Origin of the sequence: Nocardioides sp. SYSU D00065, assembly GCF_017916425.1 — a bacterium.
In the GTDB taxonomy this organism is placed as follows: domain Bacteria; phylum Actinomycetota; class Actinomycetes; order Propionibacteriales; family Nocardioidaceae; genus Nocardioides.
Genome location: NZ_JAFMSX010000003.1, coordinates 319479 through 340353, shown reverse-complemented (window position 1 = coordinate 340353; position 20875 = coordinate 319479). Strand labels below are relative to the sequence as shown.

Here is a 20875-nt window from a genome sequence, read left to right as displayed (position 1 = left end):
GTAGTCGCGGCCCGCACGGAGCACACCTATCATCGTCGCGACTTCATCGGGTGAGGCACTGGGGGATGCGTGAGCACGACACTGCGGGGCGGCCAGCGGCTCGACGAGCCCGAGATGCCAGGCGGGCAGATCGTCCTCCAGGCACCTCCGGAGCTGCAGGAGGGCGAGGGCGCGAGCGGCGTCTTGATGAACGCCATCCCGATGCTGGGCAGCCTCGGCTCGATCGTGCTGGTGGCCACGATGGGCGGCGGCGCCAACCGCGGGCGCAGCTTCCTCGCGGCCGGCATGTTCCTCTTCGCCACCTTGGGCTTCATCGTCGTCCAGATCGACCGGCAGCGTAAGCAGCGCGCCCAGCAGGTCACCGGCTCGCGCACCGAGTACCTGCGCTACCTCAGCAACATCCGCAAGGTGGCCCGCGAGGCGGCCGACCAGCAGCGCCGCGCGCTCAACTGGCACCACCCCGAGCCGTCCGCCCTGCCCTCGCTCGCGGAGGACCGCACCCGGCTGTGGGAGCACACCGCCTCGGACGACAACTTCCTGCACGTGCGCTACGGCCTGTGCTCGCAGCCGCTGTCGCTCGAGCTGGTGCCGCCGGAGAGCGCGCCGGTCGACCAGGTCGACCCGGCCGCCGCCTCGGCGCTGCACCGGCTGCTGGTGGTGCACCGGCTCCAGCCCAACCTCCCGGCCTCGATCGACCTGCGGGCCTTCGACCGGATCGAGCTGTGCGGCGACGCCGAGGAGGTCCGCTCGACCGCGCGGGCGATGATCTGCTCCGCGACGGCGTTCCACAACCCCGACCAGCTGATCGTCGCGGTCCTGAGCTCCGAGCAGAACCTCACCCACTGGGACTGGGTCAAGTGGCTCCCGCACGCGCAGAGCACCCGCGAGGCCGACGCGGTGGGACCGATGCGACTCGTCTCGACGTCGCTGGACGACCTGGGCAACCTGCTGCCGCCGGACCTCAGCGACCGGCCGCGGTTCGGTGCCGACGAGCGCGCGGCGACCCCCCACATCCTGCTCGTCATCGACGGGGGCCACCTGCCGCCGGGCAACCACATCGTGCCGCCGGACGGCCTGCACGGCGTGACGCTGCTCGACCTGCCGAGCCGGTGGGACGAGCTCGAGGACTCCACCCGCCTCCGGCTGGAGTTCGCCGACGCGCCGGACGAGCTGGGCAAGCGCCCCGTGCGCGCACTGCGGCTGCGCGGCGAGCCGGTCAAGGCGCTCGCCGACCAGTGCGACCTGGCGACCGCCGAGGCGTTCGCGCGCCGCATCGCGCCCCTCAAGACCGCCAGCGCCGAGGCCTCCTCGGCCGGCGGCGCCGTCGACATCACGTCGGTCTCGCCCGACCACATGGACCTGCTGGGCCTCGGCGACATCTTCTCCTACGACCCCGCCACCGCGTGGCGTCCGCGACCCGCCCGCGACCGGCTGCGGGTACCGATCGGCATCGGCGACTCCGGCGGCCTGATCCACCTCGACATCAAGGAGTCCGCCCAGCAGGGCATGGGCCCGCACGGCCTCGTGATCGGTGCGACCGGGTCCGGCAAGTCCGAGTTCCTGCGCACGCTCGTGCTCGGCCTGGTGATGACGCACTCCTCCGAGCAGCTCAACCTCGTGCTGGTCGACTTCAAGGGCGGTGCCACCTTCGCCGGCATGGCCGACATGCCGCACGTCTCGGCCGTGATCACCAACCTGGCCAACGAGCTCACCCTCGTCGACCGCATGCAGGACGCGCTGTCCGGGGAGATGACCCGGCGTCAGGAGCTGCTGCGCGACGCGGGCAACTACGCCTCGGTGCGCGACTACGAGAAGGCCCGCGCCAACGGCGAGCCGCTCGAGCCGATGCCGTCGCTGTTCATCGTCGTCGACGAGTTCTCCGAGATGCTGTCGGCCAAGCCGGAGTTCATCGACCTGTTCGTCGCGATCGGCCGGCTCGGCCGCTCGCTCGGCCTGCACCTCCTGCTCGCCTCCCAGCGCCTGGAGGAGGGCCGGCTGCGCGGCCTGGAGTCGCACCTGTCCTACCGCGTCGGCCTGCGCACCTTCTCCGCCGGCGAGTCCCGCGCCGTCCTCGGTGTCCCGGACGCCTACGAGCTGCCCGCCGTCCCCGGCCTCGGCTACCTCAAGCCCGACCAGTCCACGCTGCTGCGGTTCAAGGCGGCGTACGTCTCGGGGCCGCCGTCGAGCCGCACCCGGGTCACCCGCGACGAGGGCGGCGCGATCCGCGGCATCCTGCCGTTCACGATCTCGGAGGTGCAGGCACTCGAGCCGACCGTCGACGACAGCCACGAGGTCGTGACCCCGCAGCCGCAGCAGCAGGGCGAGCAGCCCTCGCTGCTCGACATCGCGGTGCAGCGGATGGTCGGCAAGGGCCCCGCGGCGCACCAGGTGTGGCTGCCGCCGCTCGACGTGCCGGACACCCTCGACGAGCTGATGCCCGACCTGGTCGAGCACCCCGACCTCGGCCTCACGTCCCAGCAGTGGCGCAACGTCCCTGGCCTGGTCATCCCGCTCGGCACGGTCGATCGCCCGCGCGAGCAGCGCCGCGACACGATGACGCTCAACCTCACCGGCGCCGCCGGTCACGTGGCGGTCGTCGGCGGCCCGCGCTCGGGCAAGAGCACGATGCTGCGCAGCATCGTGACGAGCATGGCGCTGGTGACCACGCCGCTGGAGTCGCAGTTCTTCGTGCTCGACTTCGGCGGCGGCACGTTCGCCCCGCTGGCCCGGCTCCCGCACGTCTCCGGCGTCGCCACCCGCTCCGAGCCCGACGTCGTACGCCGCGTGATGGCGGAGGTCGAGGGCATCGTCGACCGGCGCGAGGCGTACTTCCGCACCAACGGCATCGACTCGATCGAGACCTACCGCTCGCGCCGCGCGCAGGGTCGCGCCGACGACGGCTGGGGCGACGTGTTCCTCGTCATCGACGGCTGGAGCACGCTGCGCGCGGAGTTCGACGACCTCGAGATGGAGATCCAGCAGCTCGCCGCGCGCGGGCTGACCTTCGGCCTCCACATCGTCACCGCGTCGACGCGGTGGGCCGACTACCGCGCCGCGATGCGCGACGTGTTCGGCTCCAAGCTGGAGCTGCGCCTGGGCGACCCGCTCGACTCCGAGATCGACCGCAAGGTCGCCGCGCTGGTCCCCGTCGGGCGGCCCGGGCGCGGTCTGGTGCCGTCGAAGCTGCACTTCCTCGGCGCGCTGCCCCGCATCGACGGCGACGGCAACGCCGACACCCTCGGCGACGGCGTGGACGACCTCATCGAGCGGATGGCGGCGGCCTGGAAGGGCCCGCAGGGACCGAAGCTGCGCCTGCTGCCCGAGCGGGTCACCCTGGAGGCGATCCGCGAGGACGCCGTGCGCCGCCAGGTGCCCGAGCGCCACATCCTGCTCGGCATCAACGAGAAGGAGCTCGCGCCGATCGGGCTCGACGTCGACGCCGAGCCGCACATGCTGATCTTCGGCGACGGGCAGTCCGGCAAGAGCGCGCTGCTGCGGGCGTACGTCCACGAGGTCATGCGCACGCGCACGCCGAAGGAAGCCCAGATCGTGCTCGTCGACTACCGCCGCTCGCTGCTCGGCGAGGTGCCCGACGAGTACCTGCTCAACTACCTCACCTCGGCCACCCAGGCGACGCCGACGCTGAAGGACATCGCGACCTACCTCGAGGGCCGCATCCCGGGGCCCGACGTGACGCCCGAGCAGCTGCGCAACCGGTCGTGGTGGACCGGCGCGGAGGTCTTCGTCGTCGTCGACGACTACGACCTGGTCGCCACCCAGCAGTCCTCGCCGGTCTCCTCGCTGCAGCCGCTGATGGCCCAGGCGCGCGACGTCGGCCTGCACGTCGTCGTCGCCCGGCGCACGGGTGGCGCGTCGCGGGCGCTCTACGAGCCGGTCATCCAGTCGCTGCGCGACCTCGCCATGCCGGGCGTCATGCTGTCCGGCCCGCGCGACGAGGGCATCCTCATCGGCAACCTGCGCCCGCAGCCGGCGCCCGAGGGCCGGGCCCGGGTCGTCACCCGCGACGGCGGCACCCAGACCGCGCAGCTGGCCTGGCTCGACCCGACGATGTGACCGCCGGCCCTGGGCGGTGAGTGAGCCACATTCCGCGGCGTACGGATGTGGGTGGGCCACCGCCCGGGCGCGGCGGCGGTGAGCCAGCCACATCCCGCGGCGTACGGATGTGGCTGAGCCACCGCCCGGGCGCGGCGGCGGTGAGCCAGCCACATCCCGCGGCGTACGGATGTGGCTCAGCCACCGCCCGGGCGCGGCGGCGGTGAGCCAGCCACATCCCCCGACGTACGGATGTGGCTCAGCCACCGCCCAGCGGCGGGCGGCGGCCGGGCGGAGGTCAGACCTCAGCGGCGCCCGCTCTTGAACATCCCCCGCGCGATCTCGCGCGCCGCGGTGCGCATGAAGTCCTTGAACACCGGCGACTTCACGACGCTCTCGAGCATCCCGTCGTCGGCCTCCTGCGAGCGCGAGGACCGCGGCGCCGGGGCCTTCTTCGCAGGAGCCTTCTTGGTGACCCGCGCGTTGCGCTGCTCGCGCGCCAGCTCTTCGACCCGCGCGTCCTCGGCGGCCTTGCGGGCGCCCTCCTCCAGCTTGGCGGCGAGCAGCTCGCGGGCGGACTCGCGGTCGATCGGCTCGGCGTACCTCGCGGTGAGCGGGGACGCCGCGACGGCGGCCGCCATCTGCTCGGCCGGCGCCGGGTCCATCAGCGACTCCGGCGCCCGCAACCGGGTCCAGGCCACCGGGGTCGGTGCGCCGCGCTCGTTCATCACGGTCACGACCGCCTCGCCGATGCCGAGGCTGGTGATGACCTCACCCAGGTCGTCGTACGCGCTCTCGGGGTAGGTGTCGACGGTGGCCCTGAGCGCCTTGGCGTCGTTGGGCGTGTGCGCGCGGAGCTGGTGCTGGATGCGCGAGCCGAGCTGGGCGAGGACCTCGTCGGGCACGTCGGTGGGCGACTGCGTCACGAAGAACACGCCGACGCCCTTGGATCGGATCAGCCGCACCGTCTGGGCGACCTGGTCCAGGAACGCCTCGGAGGCGTCGTCGAAGAGCAGGTGCGCCTCGTCGAAGAAGAAGACCAGCTTGGGCTTGTCGAGGTCACCCTCCTCTGGCAGGTCGTGGAAGAGGTCCGCGAGCATCCACATCAAGAAGGTGGAGAACAGCGCCGGGCGGTCCTGCAGGTGCGGCAGCTCGAGCAGGCTGATCACGCCCCGGCCGTCGTCGGTCGTGCGCAGGAACTCCTTGGTGTCGAGCTCCGGCTCCCCGAAGAAGACGTCCGCGCCCTGCGCCTCGAACGCGACGAGCTCGCGCAGGATGACACCGGCCGTCTGCGGGGACACGCCGCCGATCGCCTTGAGCTCGGCCTTTCCGGCCGGGTCGCCGGTGAGGTACTGCAGCACCGCGCGCAGGTCGGCGAGGTCGAGCAGCGGCAGGCCATTCTTGTCGCAGTAGTAGAAGACCAGCGCCAGCGAGGACTCCTGCGTCTCGTTGAGCCCGAGGACCTTGGCGAGCAGCGTGGGCCCGAACGCCGACATCGTCACCCGCACCGGTACGCCGACGCCCTCGCCGCCGATCGAGAAGAGCTCCGTCGGGAACCCGGTCGCCGTCCACTGCTGGCCGACGCTCGCGCTCCGCGCGGTGATCTTGTCGTCGGGCGCGCCCGGCACCCCGAGGCCGGAGAGGTCGCCCTTGATGTCGGCGGCGAAGACGGGTACGCCGTGGGCGCTGAGCTGCTCGGCCAGCAGCTGCAGCGTCTTGGTCTTGCCGGTGCCGGTGGCGCCGGCGACGAGACCGTGGCGGTTGAGCATGCCGAGCGGGATCCGGATGCGGACGTCGCTGAGCGTCTCCGCGTCGAGCATCAGTCCGCCCAGCTCGAGGGCGTCGCCCTCGAAACGGTAGCCAGGCGCCACGGCCGCGACGATGGGGTCGGTGGCCGCGGGAGGCGCCTCGGAGGTCTCGCTCATGAGCGGAGCCTAGTCAGGCTCCCGGCCGAGGACGAGGGGCCGCGAGGAGCCGTCGTTATGATCACCGGCGTGATCTTCAAGCGGGTGGGCGTCGGCCGGCCCTACCCCGACCACGGGCTGACCTCCCGCGCCTGGGCCGAGCTGCCGCCGCGCCAGGTCCGCCTCGACCAGCTGGTCACCACCAAGGACATGCTCCACCTCGACACGCTGCTCGACGAGGACTCCACGTTCTACGGCGACCTCTTCGCCCACGTCGTGCAGTGGCGCGGCGACCTCTACCTCGAGGACGGCCTGCACCGAGCACTGCGTGCGGCCCTCCAGCAGCGCAGCGTGCTGCACGCACGGGTCCACCAGGCGGCCGACCAGTGAGCGGCGCGCTGCGGTCGGCGCTGACGCTGGCCGTGCTGGCGCTCCTGGTCGTCGTCGCCGCCCTCTGGGGCTGGGCGGCGTTCACCAAGCCGTTCCCGCGCGACGAGCCGGTCGCGATCTGCGAGGACGCCGACGTCGCCACGGGCGAGGAGGTGCGCCGCGACCAGGTCGTCGTCAGCGTCTTCAACGGCAGCGGGCGCAGTGGGCTCGCCAGCGCCACCAGCGCCCAACTCGAGGAGCGCGGATTCGTCGCCGGGACGGTGGGCGACTCGCCCCAGCCGGCAGCGACGACGCAGATCTGGGCCGCGGACGCGGCCAACCCGGCGGTCGACCTGGTGCGCCGCCAGTTCAAGAACGCGCAGGTCGTCGCGGGCGACGCGCTCGGACCGGGCGTCGTGGTCGTCGTGGGCGAGAAGTTCCAGTCGTTGCGCAGCAAGCAGGTCGAGTCGGTGGTCGCGCGGGCCGACGCCACCTACTGCCGCGCCACCGGCTCCGAGTAGTCCGGCCCTCAGTCGCGATCGCGACTGGACTCCTCGCCCAGCCAGTGGGCCAGGCGCCCGGTCTCGGAGACCTGTCGCAGGCGGCCCTCGGTGGCCTCGCGCAGCTTGCGGGGAGTGACCACCACCAGGTCGTCGCCGGCGCGCAGGACCGTACGACGCTCCGGCACCAGCACGTCGCCCGCCCTGATCACCAGCGAGATCGAGGCCCCCTGCGGCAGTCGCAGCTCCCCGACCTCGACGCCGTGCATCTTCGAGGTGGGCGCGATGGTGACCTGGAGCAGGTCGGCCGCGACCTTCTCGAGCGGTGCGGCCTCGACGTCGAGACCGCGCGGGTGGTTGCGCCGGGCCACGCCCAGCGAGCGCGCCACCAGCGGCAGGGTCGGACCGGTGAGCAGCGTGTAGACCACGACCATCACGAAGACGATGTCGAACAGGTCGTCGGCCCCCTCGACCCCCTCGGCCAGGGGGATGGTGGCGAGCACGATCGGCACGGCCCCGCGCAACCCGGCCCAGGAGATGAACGTCAGGTCGCGCAGGCCCATCGGCTGGACGACGCTGCTGACCAGCACCGACAGCGGTCGCGCGACGACGGTCAGCACGAGGCCGGTCACCAGCGCCTGGACGACCGTGTCGACGTCGATGCGTCCCGGCGAGAGCAGCAGGCCCAGCATCACGAACAGCCCGATCTGCGCCAGCCAGGCCACTCCCTCGGCGAACGACCTGGTCGCCCCTCGGTGGGGCAGCTCGCTGTTGCCGAGGATCAGCGCGGCGACGTAGATCGCGGCGAACCCGGATGCGTGCACGGCTGCTGCCACGCCGTACGCCGTGAACGCCAGGCTCAGCACCGCCAGCGGGTAGAGGCCGGTGGACGGCAGCGCGGCGCGCCGCATCACCCACCCGCCGGCGAGGCCGCAGGCCGCCCCGATCGCCCCGCCCGCGATGAGCTCGAAGACGATCGTGCCGGCGACCTCGAGCAGTCCCGCCTCGCCCACGACCCCGGTGGAGATGATGCCCACCAGGACCACGGTGGGGGCGTCGTTGAGCCCCGACTCGGCCTCGAGGGCCCCCGTGAGGCGCTTGGGCAGCGGGAGCGCCCGCAGCACGGAGAACACAGCCGCGGCATCGGTGGGCGAGCAGATGGCGCCGAGCAGGATCGCCAGCTCCCACGGCAGCCCGAGCAGGTAGTGGGTGCCGACGGCGACCACCGCGACCGACACGGCGACGCCGAGTGTGGCCAGCGACAGGCCGAGCCGGATGCTGGAGCGCATCTGCCGCCAGTCGGTGGTGAGCCCGCCCTCGGCGAGGATGATCGCCAGCGCGCCGAACCCCAGCGCGTGGGCCAGCTGCGCGTCCTCGAAGGGGATCCGGAAGGGTCCGCCCTCCCCCAGCAGCACGCCGATGAGCAGGTAGATCAGCAGCGAGGGCAGGCCCGCACCGGCCGAGAGTCGCACCGCCAGGATGGCCGCGAGCGTCACCACCGCGCCGACCAGCACGAACACGTCGAGCTGGTGGACGTCGAAAGTCACTGACACCCCGTGTCGTGGTGTGTGGAGGGCCCTGGTCCGAGGGATCCTATCGGTCGGGACCGGTCCAGCCGGCCGCGTCCCACGACCCGCTGGGCGCCGAGATGGATGCCGGTTGAACGTTTGATGACGGTGCCCACTGGGTATGCGACGACCGACGAAGGGGTGTGATCGATGTACGGCGACACTGCCGTGGGCCGCAAGCGCGTCGCCCAGCTCCGCGAGCAGAGCGGCGACATCCGGGCGCTCGCCGCCCGCCTCGTGTCCCAGGCCGAGGCCGTCCCGTGGCACGGCAAGGCCGCCGACGCGATGCGCGAGCGCATCAAGGAGCGTGCCTCCCATCTGCGCACCGCCGCCGCCCATCACGAGACAGCGGCCGACTCGCTGGCGCGCCACCTCGCCGAGGTCGACACCCTCAAGGAGGCCATCGACCTCCGCTCCCGCAAGGCCACCACCCTCGTCGAGGACGCCCGGACCCGCGCGAGCCGGGCCGGTGACGCGTCCGCGGCGCCGGACCCGGCCGACGCCGCGCTGCTGGCCTTCGACCCGCCGCCGCCCGGTCACAGGGACTGGCTGACCGTCGAGCTCCCGGGACTTTGACATGGTGACCATCGACCTCACGACCCCGCCTTCGCCGCCGACCAGCTTCCTCGACGGCATGGCCCGCCGCCTCGCGCTGACGCTGCCCGAGCTGCGCCTGGTCGCCGAGCTCGCCGGCGGCGCCCCGCTGCCGTTCGACGTGCGTACCCCCGAGGGTCCGGCCGGCGCCGGCTCCCTGTCCGGCCGCCTCGGGCAGAGCCGCGGCTCGGCCGAGGACTCCGCCTACGCCGACGCGCTCGCCACCCTCCACGACCCGGAGGACACGCTGCGGCGCCGCGGCCTGCTGACCGATGCCGGCGCCGACCCCGGCATCGTCGGCGCGGTCGGGCTGCTCGCCACGCCGCGGCTCGCGCTCGACGTCGACGTCGCGGCCGGGACCACCCAGGTCAAGGCCTGGCACCGGCAGGCCGGGGACGCGGTGGCGAGCCTCTCTACCTGCGACGGCCTGGTCTTCGAGCTCGCCTGGTTCCCGGTCGACCGGTGGACCACCGAGCTGGCCCGGGTGACCCAGGTGCCCGAGGACCTGGCCGTCGCCACCTCGCACGTCCCGGCGCACCTCGACGTCCCCTACGCGCTGGCCGACGCGATCGGCGAGGCGCTGCGGGCCGGGCGCTCCGACCTCGTCCCGATCCTCGTCAGCCAGGCCGACGGTGCCGTGCTGGCGGACGGCGCCCCGCTGGGCGACGCCGAGGCGGGTGCGGTCCTGTCGGCGGTGCACACCGAGGGCCGGGGCCGGCTGCGGATCCTCGCCGCAGAGGTGTCGGAGCGCGCCACGACGTCGGTGGGCGTCGTGTCGTGGGTGCTCCTCATGGACGGCTGGCACTCGCTGACGCCGCGCCACGACGACGGAGCCCGTGTCGCCTTGGCCCGCGTCGACCCCGACGACCTGCCGGCCGAGCTCGCGCCGGTCCTCGCCCAGGTCACCCGCCGACAGGAGGTGGCCCGATGAGCGACCTCGAGATCCCCCGCGGCGACGGCCCCGCCGACGACTCGTCGGCGTCGGTGACCGTCGACAAGTACGACCAGATGCTGGCGCTGGCCGACCTCTTCGACGCCTCCGGCGACGAGATGCGCCGCCGGGCCCGACTGGGCGCGGAGATCCTCAACGACGACGACGTCGCCGACTCCGGCGAGCTGTCGAAGGCGACCTGGGGCCAGGCCGAGGAGGACATCCGTGCCGCCACGATCGGCAAGCACGGCCTGCTCACCCGCTCGGTCGAGCTGGACGCCGACGCGTTGGTCGTCCGCGCCACGGTGCTGACGTACCGCTGGATCGACGAGCTGCAGCAGGCCGCCTACAAGACGCTCGGGTCCATCGCCGGCCGCGCGATCGGCTACCTCGCGCCCGAGGTGGCGCTCGGTGGGGCGATCGTCAGCGCCGGCCTCATCGAGACCGACACGCTCGACCGCGACGGCGTGACGGCGTACCTCAGCGAGCTGGCCGAGAACAACCCGGACCTCATGGACCACCTGTCCGGGGGCGGCGGCCTGCTCGACGGGCTGCACATGCGCTCGCTGCTCACCGCTGGGGTGCTCGGCTCCGAGCAGGGCGCACAGGCCGCCCGCGGTGGCCTGCGGGCCATCGGCGTCGCCCCGTTCCCGACCGACGCGGTCTCCGCGTTCCGCGACTCGGCCGGCTCCTTCGTCGAGACGGAGGAGGCCGAGCAGTCGGAGGAGGACACGGCCGCCGCTGCCGGCCGGGCGCCGCGCTCGCTCGAGGAGCTGATGGCCAACCTGCTCGCCGAGGACCGCCGGATCAGCGTGCAGCGCGTCGGCGCCGGCCGCTACATCGCCTACCTGCCCGGCACGGTGGGGCCGGACTCCGGTCGGCTCCGCCTGGTCGGTGCCGACCCGAGCACCACGGCGGCCCAGGTGGTCCGCGCGATCGAGAAGGCCGTCACCGAGGACGACGCCCGCGTCATGCTGGTCGGCTCGGCGGCCGGCGGTGCCGTCGCAGCCGAGATCGCGGCGACGCCGACGTCGGCGCGCTTCGTGGTGGACCAGGTGGTGACCGCGGGAGCGCCGTCGGCCCAGGTCCCCCGGATCCCGGAGGCGGTCCGCGTGCTGTCGCTGGAGGACCGGTCCGACCCGGTGGCGCTGCTCGGCTCCCTGATCAACGCCGCGATCCCCAACCGGCTGACCGTGGTCTTCGACGGCACGCAGGCCGACGACGGCCACGTCTACCTCGCGGGGGCCCGGGCGGCCGACAGCGCCGAGCACCCTGAGCTGCGCGCCGAGATCGCGCGGATGCACGACCTCGGCTATCTCGTCGGCTGACCCGGCCGCGGACGACAGCGCCGCTGCAACGCCGGGTCACTCTCGTCACACCCACCGTGGGGCGGGGTCCTACATGCAGTGACCCGGCGTTGCATCGCCGGCAGAGGGGGCGGGATTCGAACCCGCGGTAGGTCTCCCTACGACCGCTTTCAAGGCGGTTCCGATCGGCCGCTCCGGCACCCCTCCTCGTGCCGCGCCCGGGCGCCGCACACCCCGGGACTCTACCGGGCGCCGTCGGCCCACCCGACCCGCGCGAGGGACGTACGCCGCGCGCGTGGTGGAATTTGCGCGTGCCGACCGAGACCGCCACTGTCCACCGCCTCGCGCCCGCCGTCGCCGCGCGCCTGCTGGGCGTCGTGCTGTGCGCGGTCGCCGTCCTCATCCTGCTCGGCACGCTCGCCATCGCGGTGCTCGACGTGCACACCGCCTTCCTGCTGGTGCCCGTCTCACTCACCGTGCTGCTGCTCGTGGCGACGTGGTGGACCTGGCGGCAGAAGGGGTGGGTCGTCCGCCTCACCGCCGAGGGCTACCGGGTGCAGTGGGTGCGCGGTGTCGGCACCGCGGCCGGGCGGTGGAAGGACGTGGAGGACGCGGTGACCACGACGGTCGCCGACTCACCCGTCGTCGTGCTTCGCCTGCGCGACGGACGCACGACCACGATCCCGGTCGAGATGCTCGCGATCGACCGCGAGGCCTTCGTCCGCGAGGTCCAGCAGCACCTCCAGCGCGGGCACGGCCTGCGGAAGATGTGAGGCGATTGGCAGCAGGCGCGCCGCGCCTTGTAGCCTTTCGTGCGCCCGGCCCTCGTCGGGCATGGAGGCGTCGCCTAGTCCGGTCTATGGCGCCCGCCTGCTAAGCGGGTTTGGGGCTACAACCCCATCGAGGGTTCAAATCCCTCCGCCTCCGCCGCGATCGGCCCCCTTCCATCGGAAGGGGGCCGATGCATGCACCCCGCAGCGTTCTGCAGGATCCTGCATTGCACAGACCTGCAGTGACTTGAGGGGGACGCGGCATCGTCGCGTGAGCGAGAATCGATTCGTCATCCCCTGTGACACGTGACCTTCGAGGTGAGTACCCATGACCCCAGTACGCCGCATCGCCGCAGCCGCCCTCGTGGCCGCGCTCGGACTCGGATTCGTCGGCATCGGCGCATCCCCGGCCAGCGCCGGCATCGACACCAGCTGGGGCGGGAAGATCAAAGCACCTCAGTGATCCAGTTCGTGCCATGATTGGCGCGCAGTGAAGAGCTGGGACACGGACCCCTCAACCCCCCACGAGTTCTGGTCCGCAGCCTCCCCCACAGGCGAGTCCCAGCACGAGGGCAGCAACTCCTCGGAGTTGCTGCCCTCGGTCTTTCTCCCTCGTCTTTTCTCTCCCGCCTCGCGGCACCCGTCCCCGGCACCGTCGACCGCTACGGCGTGGGCTCGTCGGTCTCGCGGCCCGAGATGCCGCGCTTGCCCATCTCGTAGCCCAGCTGGAAGCGCGTCTCGACCTCGAACTCGTTCTTGAGGTCGGCCACGTAGCCGGCGTACGTCCGGGGGCTGACGCCCAGCCGCTTGGCGCCGGCCGGGTCGGCCCGGCCCTCCAGCAGCATCCGGATCGTCATCGCCCGCTGCTCGGCGGCGATGTCGCGCATCAGCGACGTCTCGCTGCTGGTGAAGGGGCGCGCCCGCTCCCAGTGCCGCTCGAACATGTCGACGAGGTAGCCCACCATCGACGGCTCGCTGATCACCATGGCGGCGCTCAGCCCCTCGTGGCTCGGGATGATGGCGATGCGACGGTCGACGACGATGAGCCGGTTGAAGAACTCGTCGAGGGTGCGGACCTCGGCCCCGGCGGCCGTCACCGCGGCGACGTACTTGCGGGTGTCGGCGCCGCGACGCGCCGCGTGCTGGTAGAGCGTGCGCATCTTCACGCCTCGCTCCAGCGCGGCGATCTCCCGCGCACCGACCTCGCCGAGCTGCTTGACGCCCCGCCGGTCCTGGGGCTGCGCGGTCAGCAGCTCGTCCTCCGCGTCGCTGACGAGGGAGGCGAGGAAGTTGCCGATGGTGGTCAGGCCGCGGATCTCGGCGAAGGGGCCGCCGACCGCGCTCGGCGAGCGCCGCCACACGTGGGACAGCGTGCTGAAGGCCTGCGCCCAGTGGGCCGACTCGGCGATCAGCTCGGCCCCCTGCTGGCCGAGAGGGGCCACCACCCGCGCCTGGACGGCGGCCGGGTCGACGGCACGCCATGATGCGCCGTCCTCGCTCTTGAGGACCAGCCCGACGTCGACCAGGAGCTCGAAGGCCTCATGCAGCTCGCCGTCGCCGGCGATGCGTTCGTCCGCGGCACTGATGCCGCCGGAGGTCACGATCTCCTCATAGAGGGGCGTGGCCTGCTTCTCGAAGACGCCGCGCTCGTGCTGACCGAGGGGCATGACTCACCTCCCACGTTCCCACGCGACCCAGTGGGAGGATGGTGCCACACGGTCCCAGCGGGCTTCACCGCCGCGGCATCGACCCGCCCCGCCTCGTACGGCGGAGCGGGTCGAGCACCTCCGAGACGCGTGGATCAGGCGTCCAGCCGGGCCTTGAGGGTGTCGAGCTCGCTCCAGAGGACGGCGGGCAGGTCGTCGCCGAACTTCTCGAACCACTCCTCGATCTGCGGCAGCTCGGCCTTCCACTCCTCGACGTCGACGGCGAGGGCCTGGGCCAGCTGCTCCTCGGTGAGGTCGAGGCCCTCGATGTCGAGCGAGCCGGGCGCCGGCACGTGACCGATGGGCGTCTCGACCGCCGCGGCCTGGCCGTCGATGCGCTCGATGACCCACTTGAGCACCCGGCTGTTCTCGCCGAAGCCCGGCCAGAGGAAGTCGCCGTCGGCGCTGCGGCGGAACCAGTTGACGTAGAAGATGCGGGGCAGCTTGGCCGCGTCGTTGTCCTTGCCGATGCCGATCCAGTGGCCGAAGTAGTCGCCCGCGTTGTAGCCGATGAACGGCAGCATCGCCATCGGGTCGCGGCGCACGACCCCGACGGCGCCGACGGCGGCCGCGGTGGTCTCCGAGGACAAGGTGGCGCCCATGAAGGTGCCGTGGTTCCAGTCGCGGGCCTCGGTCACCAGCGGGATCGTCGTCTTGCGGCGACCGCCGAACAGGATGGCGTCGATCGGCACCCCGCGCGGGTCGTCGTACTCGTCGGCGAGGATCGAGCACTGCTTGATCGGGGTGCAGTAGCGGCTGTTGGCGTGGCTGGAGAGCTCACCGGTCTCCGCGGCGATCTCGGGCGTCCACCGCTCGCCCTTCCAGCTGGTGGCCTCGGCCGGGGTGTTCTCCAGCCCCTCCCACCACACGTTGCCGTCCGGGGTGAGCGCGACGTTGGTGAAGACCGAGTTGCCCTTGCGGATCGTCTCCATCGCGTGCGGGTTGGTGTGCTCGTTGGTGCCGGGCGCGACGCCGAAGAAGCCGAACTCCGGGTTGACCGCCCACAGGCGCCCGTCGTCGCCGATGCGCATCCACGCGATGTCGTCGCCGATGGCCTCGACCGTCCAGCCGGGGATGGTCGGCTTGAGCATCGCGAGGTTGGTCTTGCCGCACGCGCTCGGGAAGGCGGCGGCGACGTACTTGGTGACGCCCTGCGGCGAGGTGAGCTTGAGGATCAGCATGTGCTCGGCCAGCCAGCCCTCGTCGCGCGCCATCACCGAGGCGATGCGCAGGGCGTAGCACTTCTTGCCGAGCAGCGCGTTGCCGCCGTAGCCGGAGCCGAAGCTCCAGATCATCCGCTCCTCGGGGAACTGCACGATGTACTTGGTGTCGTTGCACGGCCACGCCACGTCGTCCTGGCCGGGCTCGAGCGGCATGCCGACCGAGTGCAGGGCGGGCACCCACCGCGGGTCCTGGCCGGCGTCCGCGAGCTCCTCGATGCGGCGCAGCACGTCGGTGCCCATCCGGGCCATGACCCGCATGGAGACGGTGACGTAGGCGGAGTCGGTGATCTCGATGCCGAACATCGGCTGCTCGGCCTCGAGGTGGCCCATCACGAACGGGATGACGTACATGGTGCGCCCGCGCATGCAGCCGGCGTAGAGCCCCCGCATGATGCCCTTCATCTCCTCGGGGTCCATCCAGTTGTTGGTGGGCCCCGCGTCGCGCTCGTCGACCGAGCAGATGTAGGTGCGGTCCTCGACCCGCGCCACGTCGGTGGGGTCCGACGCGGCATGGAAGGAGTTGGGCATGACCTCGGGGTTGAGGCGCGTGAAGGTGCCACTCGCCTCCAGCGCCGCGGTCAGCTGCGCCCACTCCTCGTCGGACCCGGTGCACCAGTGCACGGAGTCGGGCTGCGTCAGCTCGGCGACCTCGGCGACCCAGGCGAGGATGCCCTCGTGGGTCGTGGGCTGGTCGGTGGAAGGGGTCGGGTGGGTGTCGGTGGTGGCAGTCATGACCGTTCCTTCAGCGTTCGTCGCGGGTGGTTCGCGCGGCCTCGTTGTCGGCGACTCCCGCGGGACGCTAGCCCGTGTGAATGCGGGCACATATTGGATCGATCACAGGCTTGTGACGTGAATCTCGGAGTTCGGACGCATAATTACGCCGGAGCCCGAACGTGGTGCGACGCCGGCGTCAGTCCTGCTCGTCGAGGCCCGCCGCGACCCGGCGGTGGGCCGCCCAGATCTCCTCGGGCATCCGCTCGAACTGCGACAGGTGCTCCTCGCGGAAGCCCATCTCCTGGCGCCAGCGCTCCTGGTCGATCCTGAGCAGGCGATCGAGGTCCTCGGCCGCGACGTCCATCCCGGTCAGGTCGAGCTCGTCCTCGGTCGGCAGGATGCCGACCGGGGTGCGCCGGCCCTTCACCTCGCCGTTCTTGAGCTGCAGCAGCCACAGCAGCGGGCGCAGGTTGTCGCGATAGCCCGGCCACAGGTAGTGGCCGTCGTCCGGGTCCTTCTGGAACCAGTTGACGTGGGCGAAGATCGGCTGGTCCGCCGCCGCACCCACCACGTCGAGGTAGTGGCGGGCGTAGTCGCCCTCGCCGTAGGCCATGAACGGCCGGTTCGACATCGGGTCGTAGCGCAGCAGGCCCTCCTTGCCCTCCGCAGCCGACGTGGCCTCGGCGCCCAGGGTCAGCCCGTCGTAGACGCCCTCGGCGAGGTCGGTGATCGCGCGGATGAGCGGCTCGCGGTCGCGGGTGCGCCCACCGAAGATGATCGCGTCGATCGGCACCCCGGCGGGCTCGTCGTAGTCCGGCGCGATGTTGGGCACGTTGTCGAGGGTGGTGGTGAAGCGGCTGTTGGGGTGCGCCCAGGGCGCGGTGTCGCCGTCCTCGCGGTCGGCGATCGGGGCACCGGTCCAGTCGAGCCAGCCCGTCACGTCGGCCGGCGGCTCCGGCGTCCTGCCCTCCCACCACACCTCGCCGGTCGTCGGGTTGTACGCCACGTTGGTGAAGATCGCCCGGGTGCCCTCGTCGACGGAGTGCAGCGCGTTGGGGTTGGTGGTCTCGTTGGTGTCCTTGGCGACCCCGAACACGCCGTACTCGGGGTTCATGCCCATCAGCCGGCCCGACTCCTCGTCGACCCACAGCCACGCGATGTCGTCGCCGTAGAACGAGACGTGGTAGCGCTCGCCGAGGGCATCGGGCGCCGCCATCATGGCGAGGTTGGTCTTGCCCGAGGCGCTGGGGAAGCCACCGCAGACGTGGTACGTCCGGCCCGTCTCCTTGTCGTGGATGCCGATGAGCATGTACTGCTCGGCGAGGAACTTCCGGCTCGCCCAGCCGTCGTACGCCCCCTGCCGCAGGCCGTGGGCGATCTTCCCGAGCAGGGCGTTGCCGCCGTACGACGAGCCGAAGTGCAGGATCGTCCGCTCGTCGGCGACGGTCACGAACCAGCGCTGGTCGTCGTCGGTGCCCTGCCCGAGGTGCTCCAGGTCGCCGGTGACGTGGACGGCGCGGACGAAGGAGTCGGGGTCCTCGAGGTCGTTGACGTGCTGCACGCCGACGCGCGCCATGCGGATCATGTGGAGCACGACGGTGCGGGTGTCGGTCAGCTCGACGCCCGCCGCCCAGGGCGCCAGGGCGTTGCCGGCCGGCGCCATCAGGTAGGGGATGACGTACATCGTCTTGCCCTGGGAGGCGCCGCGCATCTTGTCGTGCAGCAGCGGCTTCATCTCCGACGCCGGGCGCCAGTTGTTGTAGACGCCCCGGTCGCTCTCGTTGCTGGTGGCGACGACGGTGCGCTCCTCCGAGCGGGCGGTGTCCTTGTAGTAGCTGCGGGAGTAGTAGCGGCCCTCGCCGGCCATCTCGAGCTCGCCGGCCGCCACCGCCTCGTCGAGCAGCCGGGCGTCGTCGGAGGCGTTGACCACCTCGACCCGCTCGGCGCCGGTGAGCTCGGCGTACTCCCTCACGAACTCCCGGACCCGGGGGTTCGTCAGCCCGGCCTCGTCCAGAACTGCCTCGAGATCTGCCATCACGCTGCCTCTCCTCGTGCGGCGGCCGCGGCCGCCGGGTGTGCGGGTCTTCGCACCATAGGGCACGGCCCCACGGCGCGACCGGCTCCGCGAGGGGGCTGATTTCGTCCGTCCGCCGTACGTCGGCTATCCTCGACCAGTCCACGCGGCGCGCAAGCGTCACCGGACGGGCGCCTGTAGCTCAACGGATAGAGCATCTGACTACGGATCAGAAGGTTTGGGGTTCGAATCCCTACAGGCGCGCAGATCACGAAGCCGCAGGTCAGCAACGCTGACCTGCGGTTTCGCCGTTTCGCAGCCTGTCCGCCCAACCCCGCCCGGCGCGAGTCGTGGTCTCGGCTCCCGCCGATCCTCCTCTTCGGTCGCGTCATCCGAAAGACTGAGCGCAGTCACCTCAGAGGTTGAGACGGAGTCGCTGTGGCGGCTAGCCACAAGCAGCAGCGTGGGTGACGCCTCGGGACTGGTGGAAACCAGACGATCTTCCCATGACTTTCACATCCGCATCGGTGTCGCCCGGACACCCTGCCGCCTCTCCGGGTCGGCCTGTGTCGACGTCCGTTTCGTCGGGCGTCGCCGTAGCGTCCGCCGCCGTCACTGCAGCCGTGTCAGGAGTGACCGGCATCCCGCAGGTGGTTCACGAGCCGTCCAGCGAGACGACCGTCGTAGGCGAGGCGAGGGCGGACGCATGAGGTCTCGGATGCTCTCAGCCGCTCGGCTGACCGCCGTGACGGTCCTGCTGCTGGCCACCCTGGGCGCTCAGCTGGTCACCGCCGGCTCCGCGAGCGCCGGGCAGGTCGGGGTGACGACCTACGTCCGGGGCGCGGGAACTGTGCGGATCGTCGAGGGGACGATCGAGGACGACGCACCGACGGTCTGCAACTTCAATGACCAGCAGGACCACCACCTCACGCGTGCGTGCACCCGGGTACGCAACTCCGAGGTGTTCGAAGCGTGGGTGTGGCTTCGCGCCGAGCCCTCCCCGATCCCGGCCGACAACTGGGTCTTCGACGGCTGGACCGGATGTGACGAGACCCGCGAAGTCGACGGCTTCGTGGAGTGCGGTGTGCACTCCGGGGCGTTCAGCAGCGTGGAGGCAGCACCGCTGGCACGGTTCGTGGACGTACGGCCGCCCGAGCTCGGCGACGTAGAGGCGAGCCAGGACCGGACGATCGAGCGCACGGCGACCTTCAGATGGCTCACGGATGGAGCCACCACGCAGTGCCAGTTCGACCAGAGCGGCAGCTGGACCCACTGCATCCCGGGCATGTTCCGCCAGTTCCCCGAGGGAGAGCACCGCATCGACGTCCGCGCGTTCGACACGTCCCTCAACCAGAGTGCCGTACGGACCGCGCTGTTCGACATCGTCGACACCGAGATCGTGAGCGGACCGGGCGCGCTGTCGAACTCCACCTCGGCGACGTTCGGTTTCGCCAGCTCGCATGCCGAGGACTACGTGTGTTCCCTGGACGGCGGCGCCGAATGGCCGTGCGCCACCTCCGCGACACCCACGACCACCCTCACGGGGCTCAGGAGCGGTCTGCACGGGCTGTCGGTTCGCGCGCGTCACGGCAACGCCGTCGACCAGGTGCCTGCCACGATCCAGTGGCGCGTGGACACGTTGCCCCCCGAGACGACCATCACGGGCTTCGACGCTACGACGGATGGAGTGCACGCAACGTTCACCGGGGACGACGCCGCCTCCTTCGAGTGTCGACTCACCGCCAGCGGCAACGTCGGCGCCTGGGCGACCTGCACCTCACCGCTCGAGATCACGGATCTCGCGGCCGGCACCTACCGTCTGGAGGTACGCGGCATCGACCGCGCCGGCAACGCAGACCCCACACCCGAGGTGCGGACCTGGCAGGTCGGCGGGGGCACACAGGACCCCGGCACCCAAGACCCCGGCACCCAAGACCCCGGCACCCAAGACCCCGGCACCCAGGACCCCGGCACGACTGACCCCGGCACCCAAGACCCCGGCACGCATGCTCCGGGAAGTCCCGACACCCGTGCACCCGACACGGCGATCACCGGCGGGCCTGTGCAGGACGGGATCGTCCTGGACCGGTCGGTGCGCCTGACGTACTCGGCTGACGAGGCCGTGCAGGCGTGGCGGTGCACGTTGGACGGAGAGCCCGTCTCGTGCGGTGCGGGAGCCGTTGCGCTGAGCGGGGTCGCCGCTGGAAGCCACACGTTCGCGGTCGCCGCGGTCGACGGTGCGGGCCACGTGGACGCGACGCCCGCTACCCGCTCCTTCACCGTGCCGCACACCGCGAAAGAGATGAAGAAGAAGGGGTTCCGGATCAAGCGGAGCGCCAAGGCCTGGGCCGGCGTGGAGGCGCGTGCCACCAGACGAGGTGCGCGCTTGAGCCACTCCGTCAGGGACGCTCGATGGATCGCGCTGGTCGTCACCACATCGAAGCGCGGTGGAACGATTGTCCTTCAGGCCGGCGGACGCAAGCGGACCATCCGGCTCACGAGCCCGTCGACCCTTCGCCACCGCATCGTGCGGGTGCCCGCCTTCACGGCACCCTGGTCAGGGAAGGTGCGGATCACGGTGAAGAGCAGCAAGCGTCCGGTCGTCGTGGAGGGGATCGCCGTCGGGACGTCCTGAGCCCGGGCGGCGACCGCGTCCACAAGGCCGACATCGGCGGACCAGCCACGCCGGCGTGGGTGCTACGCCAGCAACTCGAACCACAACGAGCCGAAGGGCCCGAGGCATGACGCCTCGGGCCCTTCGGTGTCCGTCCGGACGGGACTGCTCAGCGGCGAGCGAGCAGCTCGTCCGCGCGCTCGGGCGAGACGCCCTGGGCCATCTGGTCGGCCCACCACTCCGTGACCGTCGCGTCGACCTCGGCGGCGGGTCCGTTGAAGATCGACCCGGGGCGCCCGAAGTAGCGGGCCTCGCCGTCGGGCGTGATCGCGAGCGACACGTCGGCCGGCACGTGCGGCACGTCCGGGACGTACGGGGAGTGCATCGAGGCGGCGCCTGCCGACGCGGCCGGTCGAGCCGGCGTGCGGGCCTCGGCGGCCGGTGCGGCCTCAGCCGAGGACGCGGCACGCGCCTCGCCACCCGGGGCGGCCTGCGCCGAGGACGAGCCGGTCACGACGGCGACGGCGCCGCCGGCGACGAAGCAGCCGGCCACGAGTGCCGACAGCGGCTTGGAGAGCTTGGACTGGGACATCACAGTTCCTTTCCTG

Annotated in this window: 15 protein-coding genes and 3 tRNA genes; 11 read left to right on the top strand and 7 right to left on the bottom strand. The window is 71.9% G+C overall.

Annotated features, from left to right (window positions below; genetic code table 11):
* Positions 1–69 precede the first annotated feature (69 nt).
* Positions 70–4074: a type VII secretion protein EccCa gene (gene eccCa / locus J3P41_RS15075; protein WP_307862018.1), complete on the top strand. Its 4005-nt coding sequence runs from the start codon at positions 70–72 to the stop codon at positions 4072–4074.
* Between the two features lie 284 nt (positions 4075–4358).
* Here the strand turns inward: eccCa and J3P41_RS15070 are convergent, their stop codons facing one another.
* Positions 4359–5978 (bottom strand): helicase HerA-like domain-containing protein, encoded by a 1620-nt coding sequence (locus tag J3P41_RS15070; protein WP_210651169.1) that lies wholly within the window; start codon positions 5976–5978, stop codon positions 4359–4361.
* Between the two features lie 69 nt (positions 5979–6047).
* Between J3P41_RS15070 and J3P41_RS15065 the strand changes: the two genes are divergently transcribed.
* Positions 6048–6347, top strand: coding sequence for a type II toxin-antitoxin system VapB family antitoxin (locus J3P41_RS15065; protein ID WP_210651275.1), 300 nt, complete (start codon positions 6048–6050; stop codon positions 6345–6347).
* Complete coding sequence (locus J3P41_RS15060; RefSeq protein ID WP_210651168.1) at positions 6344–6847, top strand: LytR C-terminal domain-containing protein; 504 nt, start codon at positions 6344–6346, stop codon at positions 6845–6847. Before J3P41_RS15065 ends, J3P41_RS15060 begins: the two co-directional genes overlap by 4 nt.
* An 8-nt stretch (positions 6848–6855) precedes the next feature.
* Here the strand turns inward: J3P41_RS15060 and J3P41_RS15055 are convergent, their stop codons facing one another.
* Positions 6856–8373 carry a potassium/proton antiporter gene (locus tag J3P41_RS15055; protein ID WP_210651167.1) on the bottom strand — a complete coding sequence of 506 codons (1518 nt, stop codon included), beginning with the start codon at positions 8371–8373 and terminating at the stop codon, positions 6856–6858.
* A gap of 171 nt (positions 8374–8544) precedes the next feature.
* Between J3P41_RS15055 and J3P41_RS15050 the strand changes: the two genes are divergently transcribed.
* Genes J3P41_RS15050 through J3P41_RS15040 form a run of 3 tightly spaced genes read left to right on the top strand, consistent with a single transcriptional unit; the run spans position 8545 to position 11247 of the window.
* Positions 8545–8970 carry a hypothetical protein gene (locus J3P41_RS15050; protein ID WP_210651166.1) on the top strand — a complete coding sequence of 142 codons (426 nt, stop codon included), beginning with the start codon at positions 8545–8547 and terminating at the stop codon, positions 8968–8970.
* A 1-nt stretch (position 8971) separates the two neighbouring features.
* Complete coding sequence (locus J3P41_RS15045) at positions 8972–9919, top strand: hypothetical protein (RefSeq protein WP_210651165.1); 948 nt, start codon at positions 8972–8974, stop codon at positions 9917–9919.
* Positions 9916–11247 (top strand): hypothetical protein, encoded by a 1332-nt coding sequence (locus J3P41_RS15040; RefSeq protein WP_210651164.1) that lies wholly within the window; start codon positions 9916–9918, stop codon positions 11245–11247. Before J3P41_RS15045 ends, J3P41_RS15040 begins: the two co-directional genes overlap by 4 nt.
* A gap of 101 nt (positions 11248–11348) precedes the next feature.
* On the opposite strand, the gene J3P41_RS15035 is transcribed toward J3P41_RS15040, so the two are convergent.
* Positions 11349–11433, bottom strand: a tRNA-Ser gene (locus tag J3P41_RS15035).
* Between the two features lie 104 nt (positions 11434–11537).
* On the opposite strand from J3P41_RS15035, the gene J3P41_RS15030 reads away from it, so the two are divergent.
* From J3P41_RS15030 to J3P41_RS19005, 3 genes are all read left to right on the top strand, one after another.
* Positions 11538–11999, top strand: coding sequence for a hypothetical protein (locus J3P41_RS15030; RefSeq protein ID WP_210651163.1), 462 nt, complete (start codon positions 11538–11540; stop codon positions 11997–11999).
* A 63-nt stretch (positions 12000–12062) separates the two neighbouring features.
* Positions 12063–12153 (top strand) — tRNA-Ser (locus J3P41_RS15025).
* Between the two features lie 171 nt (positions 12154–12324).
* A complete protein-coding gene (locus J3P41_RS19005; protein ID WP_282594950.1) occupies positions 12325–12459 on the top strand; it encodes a hypothetical protein in 135 nt (44 codons plus the stop codon).
* Between the two features lie 199 nt (positions 12460–12658).
* On the opposite strand, the gene J3P41_RS15020 is transcribed toward J3P41_RS19005, so the two are convergent.
* From J3P41_RS15020 to J3P41_RS15010, 3 genes are all read right to left on the bottom strand, one after another.
* Positions 12659–13663 (bottom strand): TrmB family transcriptional regulator, encoded by a 1005-nt coding sequence (locus J3P41_RS15020; RefSeq protein WP_210651162.1) that lies wholly within the window; start codon positions 13661–13663, stop codon positions 12659–12661.
* 134 nt (positions 13664–13797) lie between these two features.
* Positions 13798–15657: a phosphoenolpyruvate carboxykinase (GTP) gene (locus J3P41_RS15015; protein WP_210651161.1), complete on the bottom strand. Its 1860-nt coding sequence runs from the start codon at positions 15655–15657 to the stop codon at positions 13798–13800.
* Between the two features lie 178 nt (positions 15658–15835).
* Entirely contained in the window at positions 15836–17674 is a 1839-nt protein-coding gene (locus J3P41_RS15010) for a phosphoenolpyruvate carboxykinase (GTP) (protein WP_210651160.1), read from the bottom strand.
* 170 nt (positions 17675–17844) lie between these two features.
* Here J3P41_RS15010 and J3P41_RS15005 point away from each other — a divergent pair.
* Together J3P41_RS15005 and J3P41_RS15000 are read left to right on the top strand one after the other, a co-directional pair.
* A tRNA-Arg gene (locus J3P41_RS15005) sits at positions 17845–17917 on the top strand.
* Between the two features lie 454 nt (positions 17918–18371).
* Positions 18372–20288, top strand: coding sequence for a hypothetical protein (locus J3P41_RS15000; RefSeq protein ID WP_210651159.1), 1917 nt, complete (start codon positions 18372–18374; stop codon positions 20286–20288).
* A 148-nt stretch (positions 20289–20436) separates the two neighbouring features.
* On the opposite strand, the gene J3P41_RS14995 is transcribed toward J3P41_RS15000, so the two are convergent.
* Positions 20437–20859, bottom strand: coding sequence for a hypothetical protein (locus J3P41_RS14995; RefSeq protein ID WP_210651158.1), 423 nt, complete (start codon positions 20857–20859; stop codon positions 20437–20439).
* Positions 20860–20875 lie beyond the last annotated feature (16 nt).

Excerpts from the sequence above, each read along its gene's own strand:
- J3P41_RS15070 (WP_210651169.1), bottom strand. The coding sequence starts at position 5,978 with ATGAGCGAGACCTCCGAGGCGCCTCCCGCGGCCACCGACCCCATCGTC.
- J3P41_RS14995 (WP_210651158.1), bottom strand. The coding sequence starts at position 20,859 with ATGTCCCAGTCCAAGCTCTCCAAGCCGCTGTCGGCACTCGTGGCCGGC.
- J3P41_RS19005 (WP_282594950.1), top strand. The coding sequence starts at position 12,325 with ATGACCCCAGTACGCCGCATCGCCGCAGCCGCCCTCGTGGCCGCGCTC.
- J3P41_RS15010 (WP_210651160.1), bottom strand. The coding sequence starts at position 17,674 with ATGGCAGATCTCGAGGCAGTTCTGGACGAGGCCGGGCTGACGAACCCC.
- J3P41_RS15015 (WP_210651161.1), bottom strand. The coding sequence starts at position 15,657 with ATGACTGCCACCACCGACACCCACCCGACCCCTTCCACCGACCAGCCC.
- J3P41_RS15050 (WP_210651166.1), top strand. The coding sequence starts at position 8,545 with ATGTACGGCGACACTGCCGTGGGCCGCAAGCGCGTCGCCCAGCTCCGC.
- J3P41_RS15000 (WP_210651159.1), top strand. The coding sequence starts at position 18,372 with ATGCTCTCAGCCGCTCGGCTGACCGCCGTGACGGTCCTGCTGCTGGCC.
- J3P41_RS15020 (WP_210651162.1), bottom strand. The coding sequence starts at position 13,663 with ATGCCCCTCGGTCAGCACGAGCGCGGCGTCTTCGAGAAGCAGGCCACG.
- J3P41_RS15040 (WP_210651164.1), top strand. The coding sequence starts at position 9,916 with ATGAGCGACCTCGAGATCCCCCGCGGCGACGGCCCCGCCGACGACTCG.
- J3P41_RS15045 (WP_210651165.1), top strand. The coding sequence starts at position 8,972 with ATGGTGACCATCGACCTCACGACCCCGCCTTCGCCGCCGACCAGCTTC.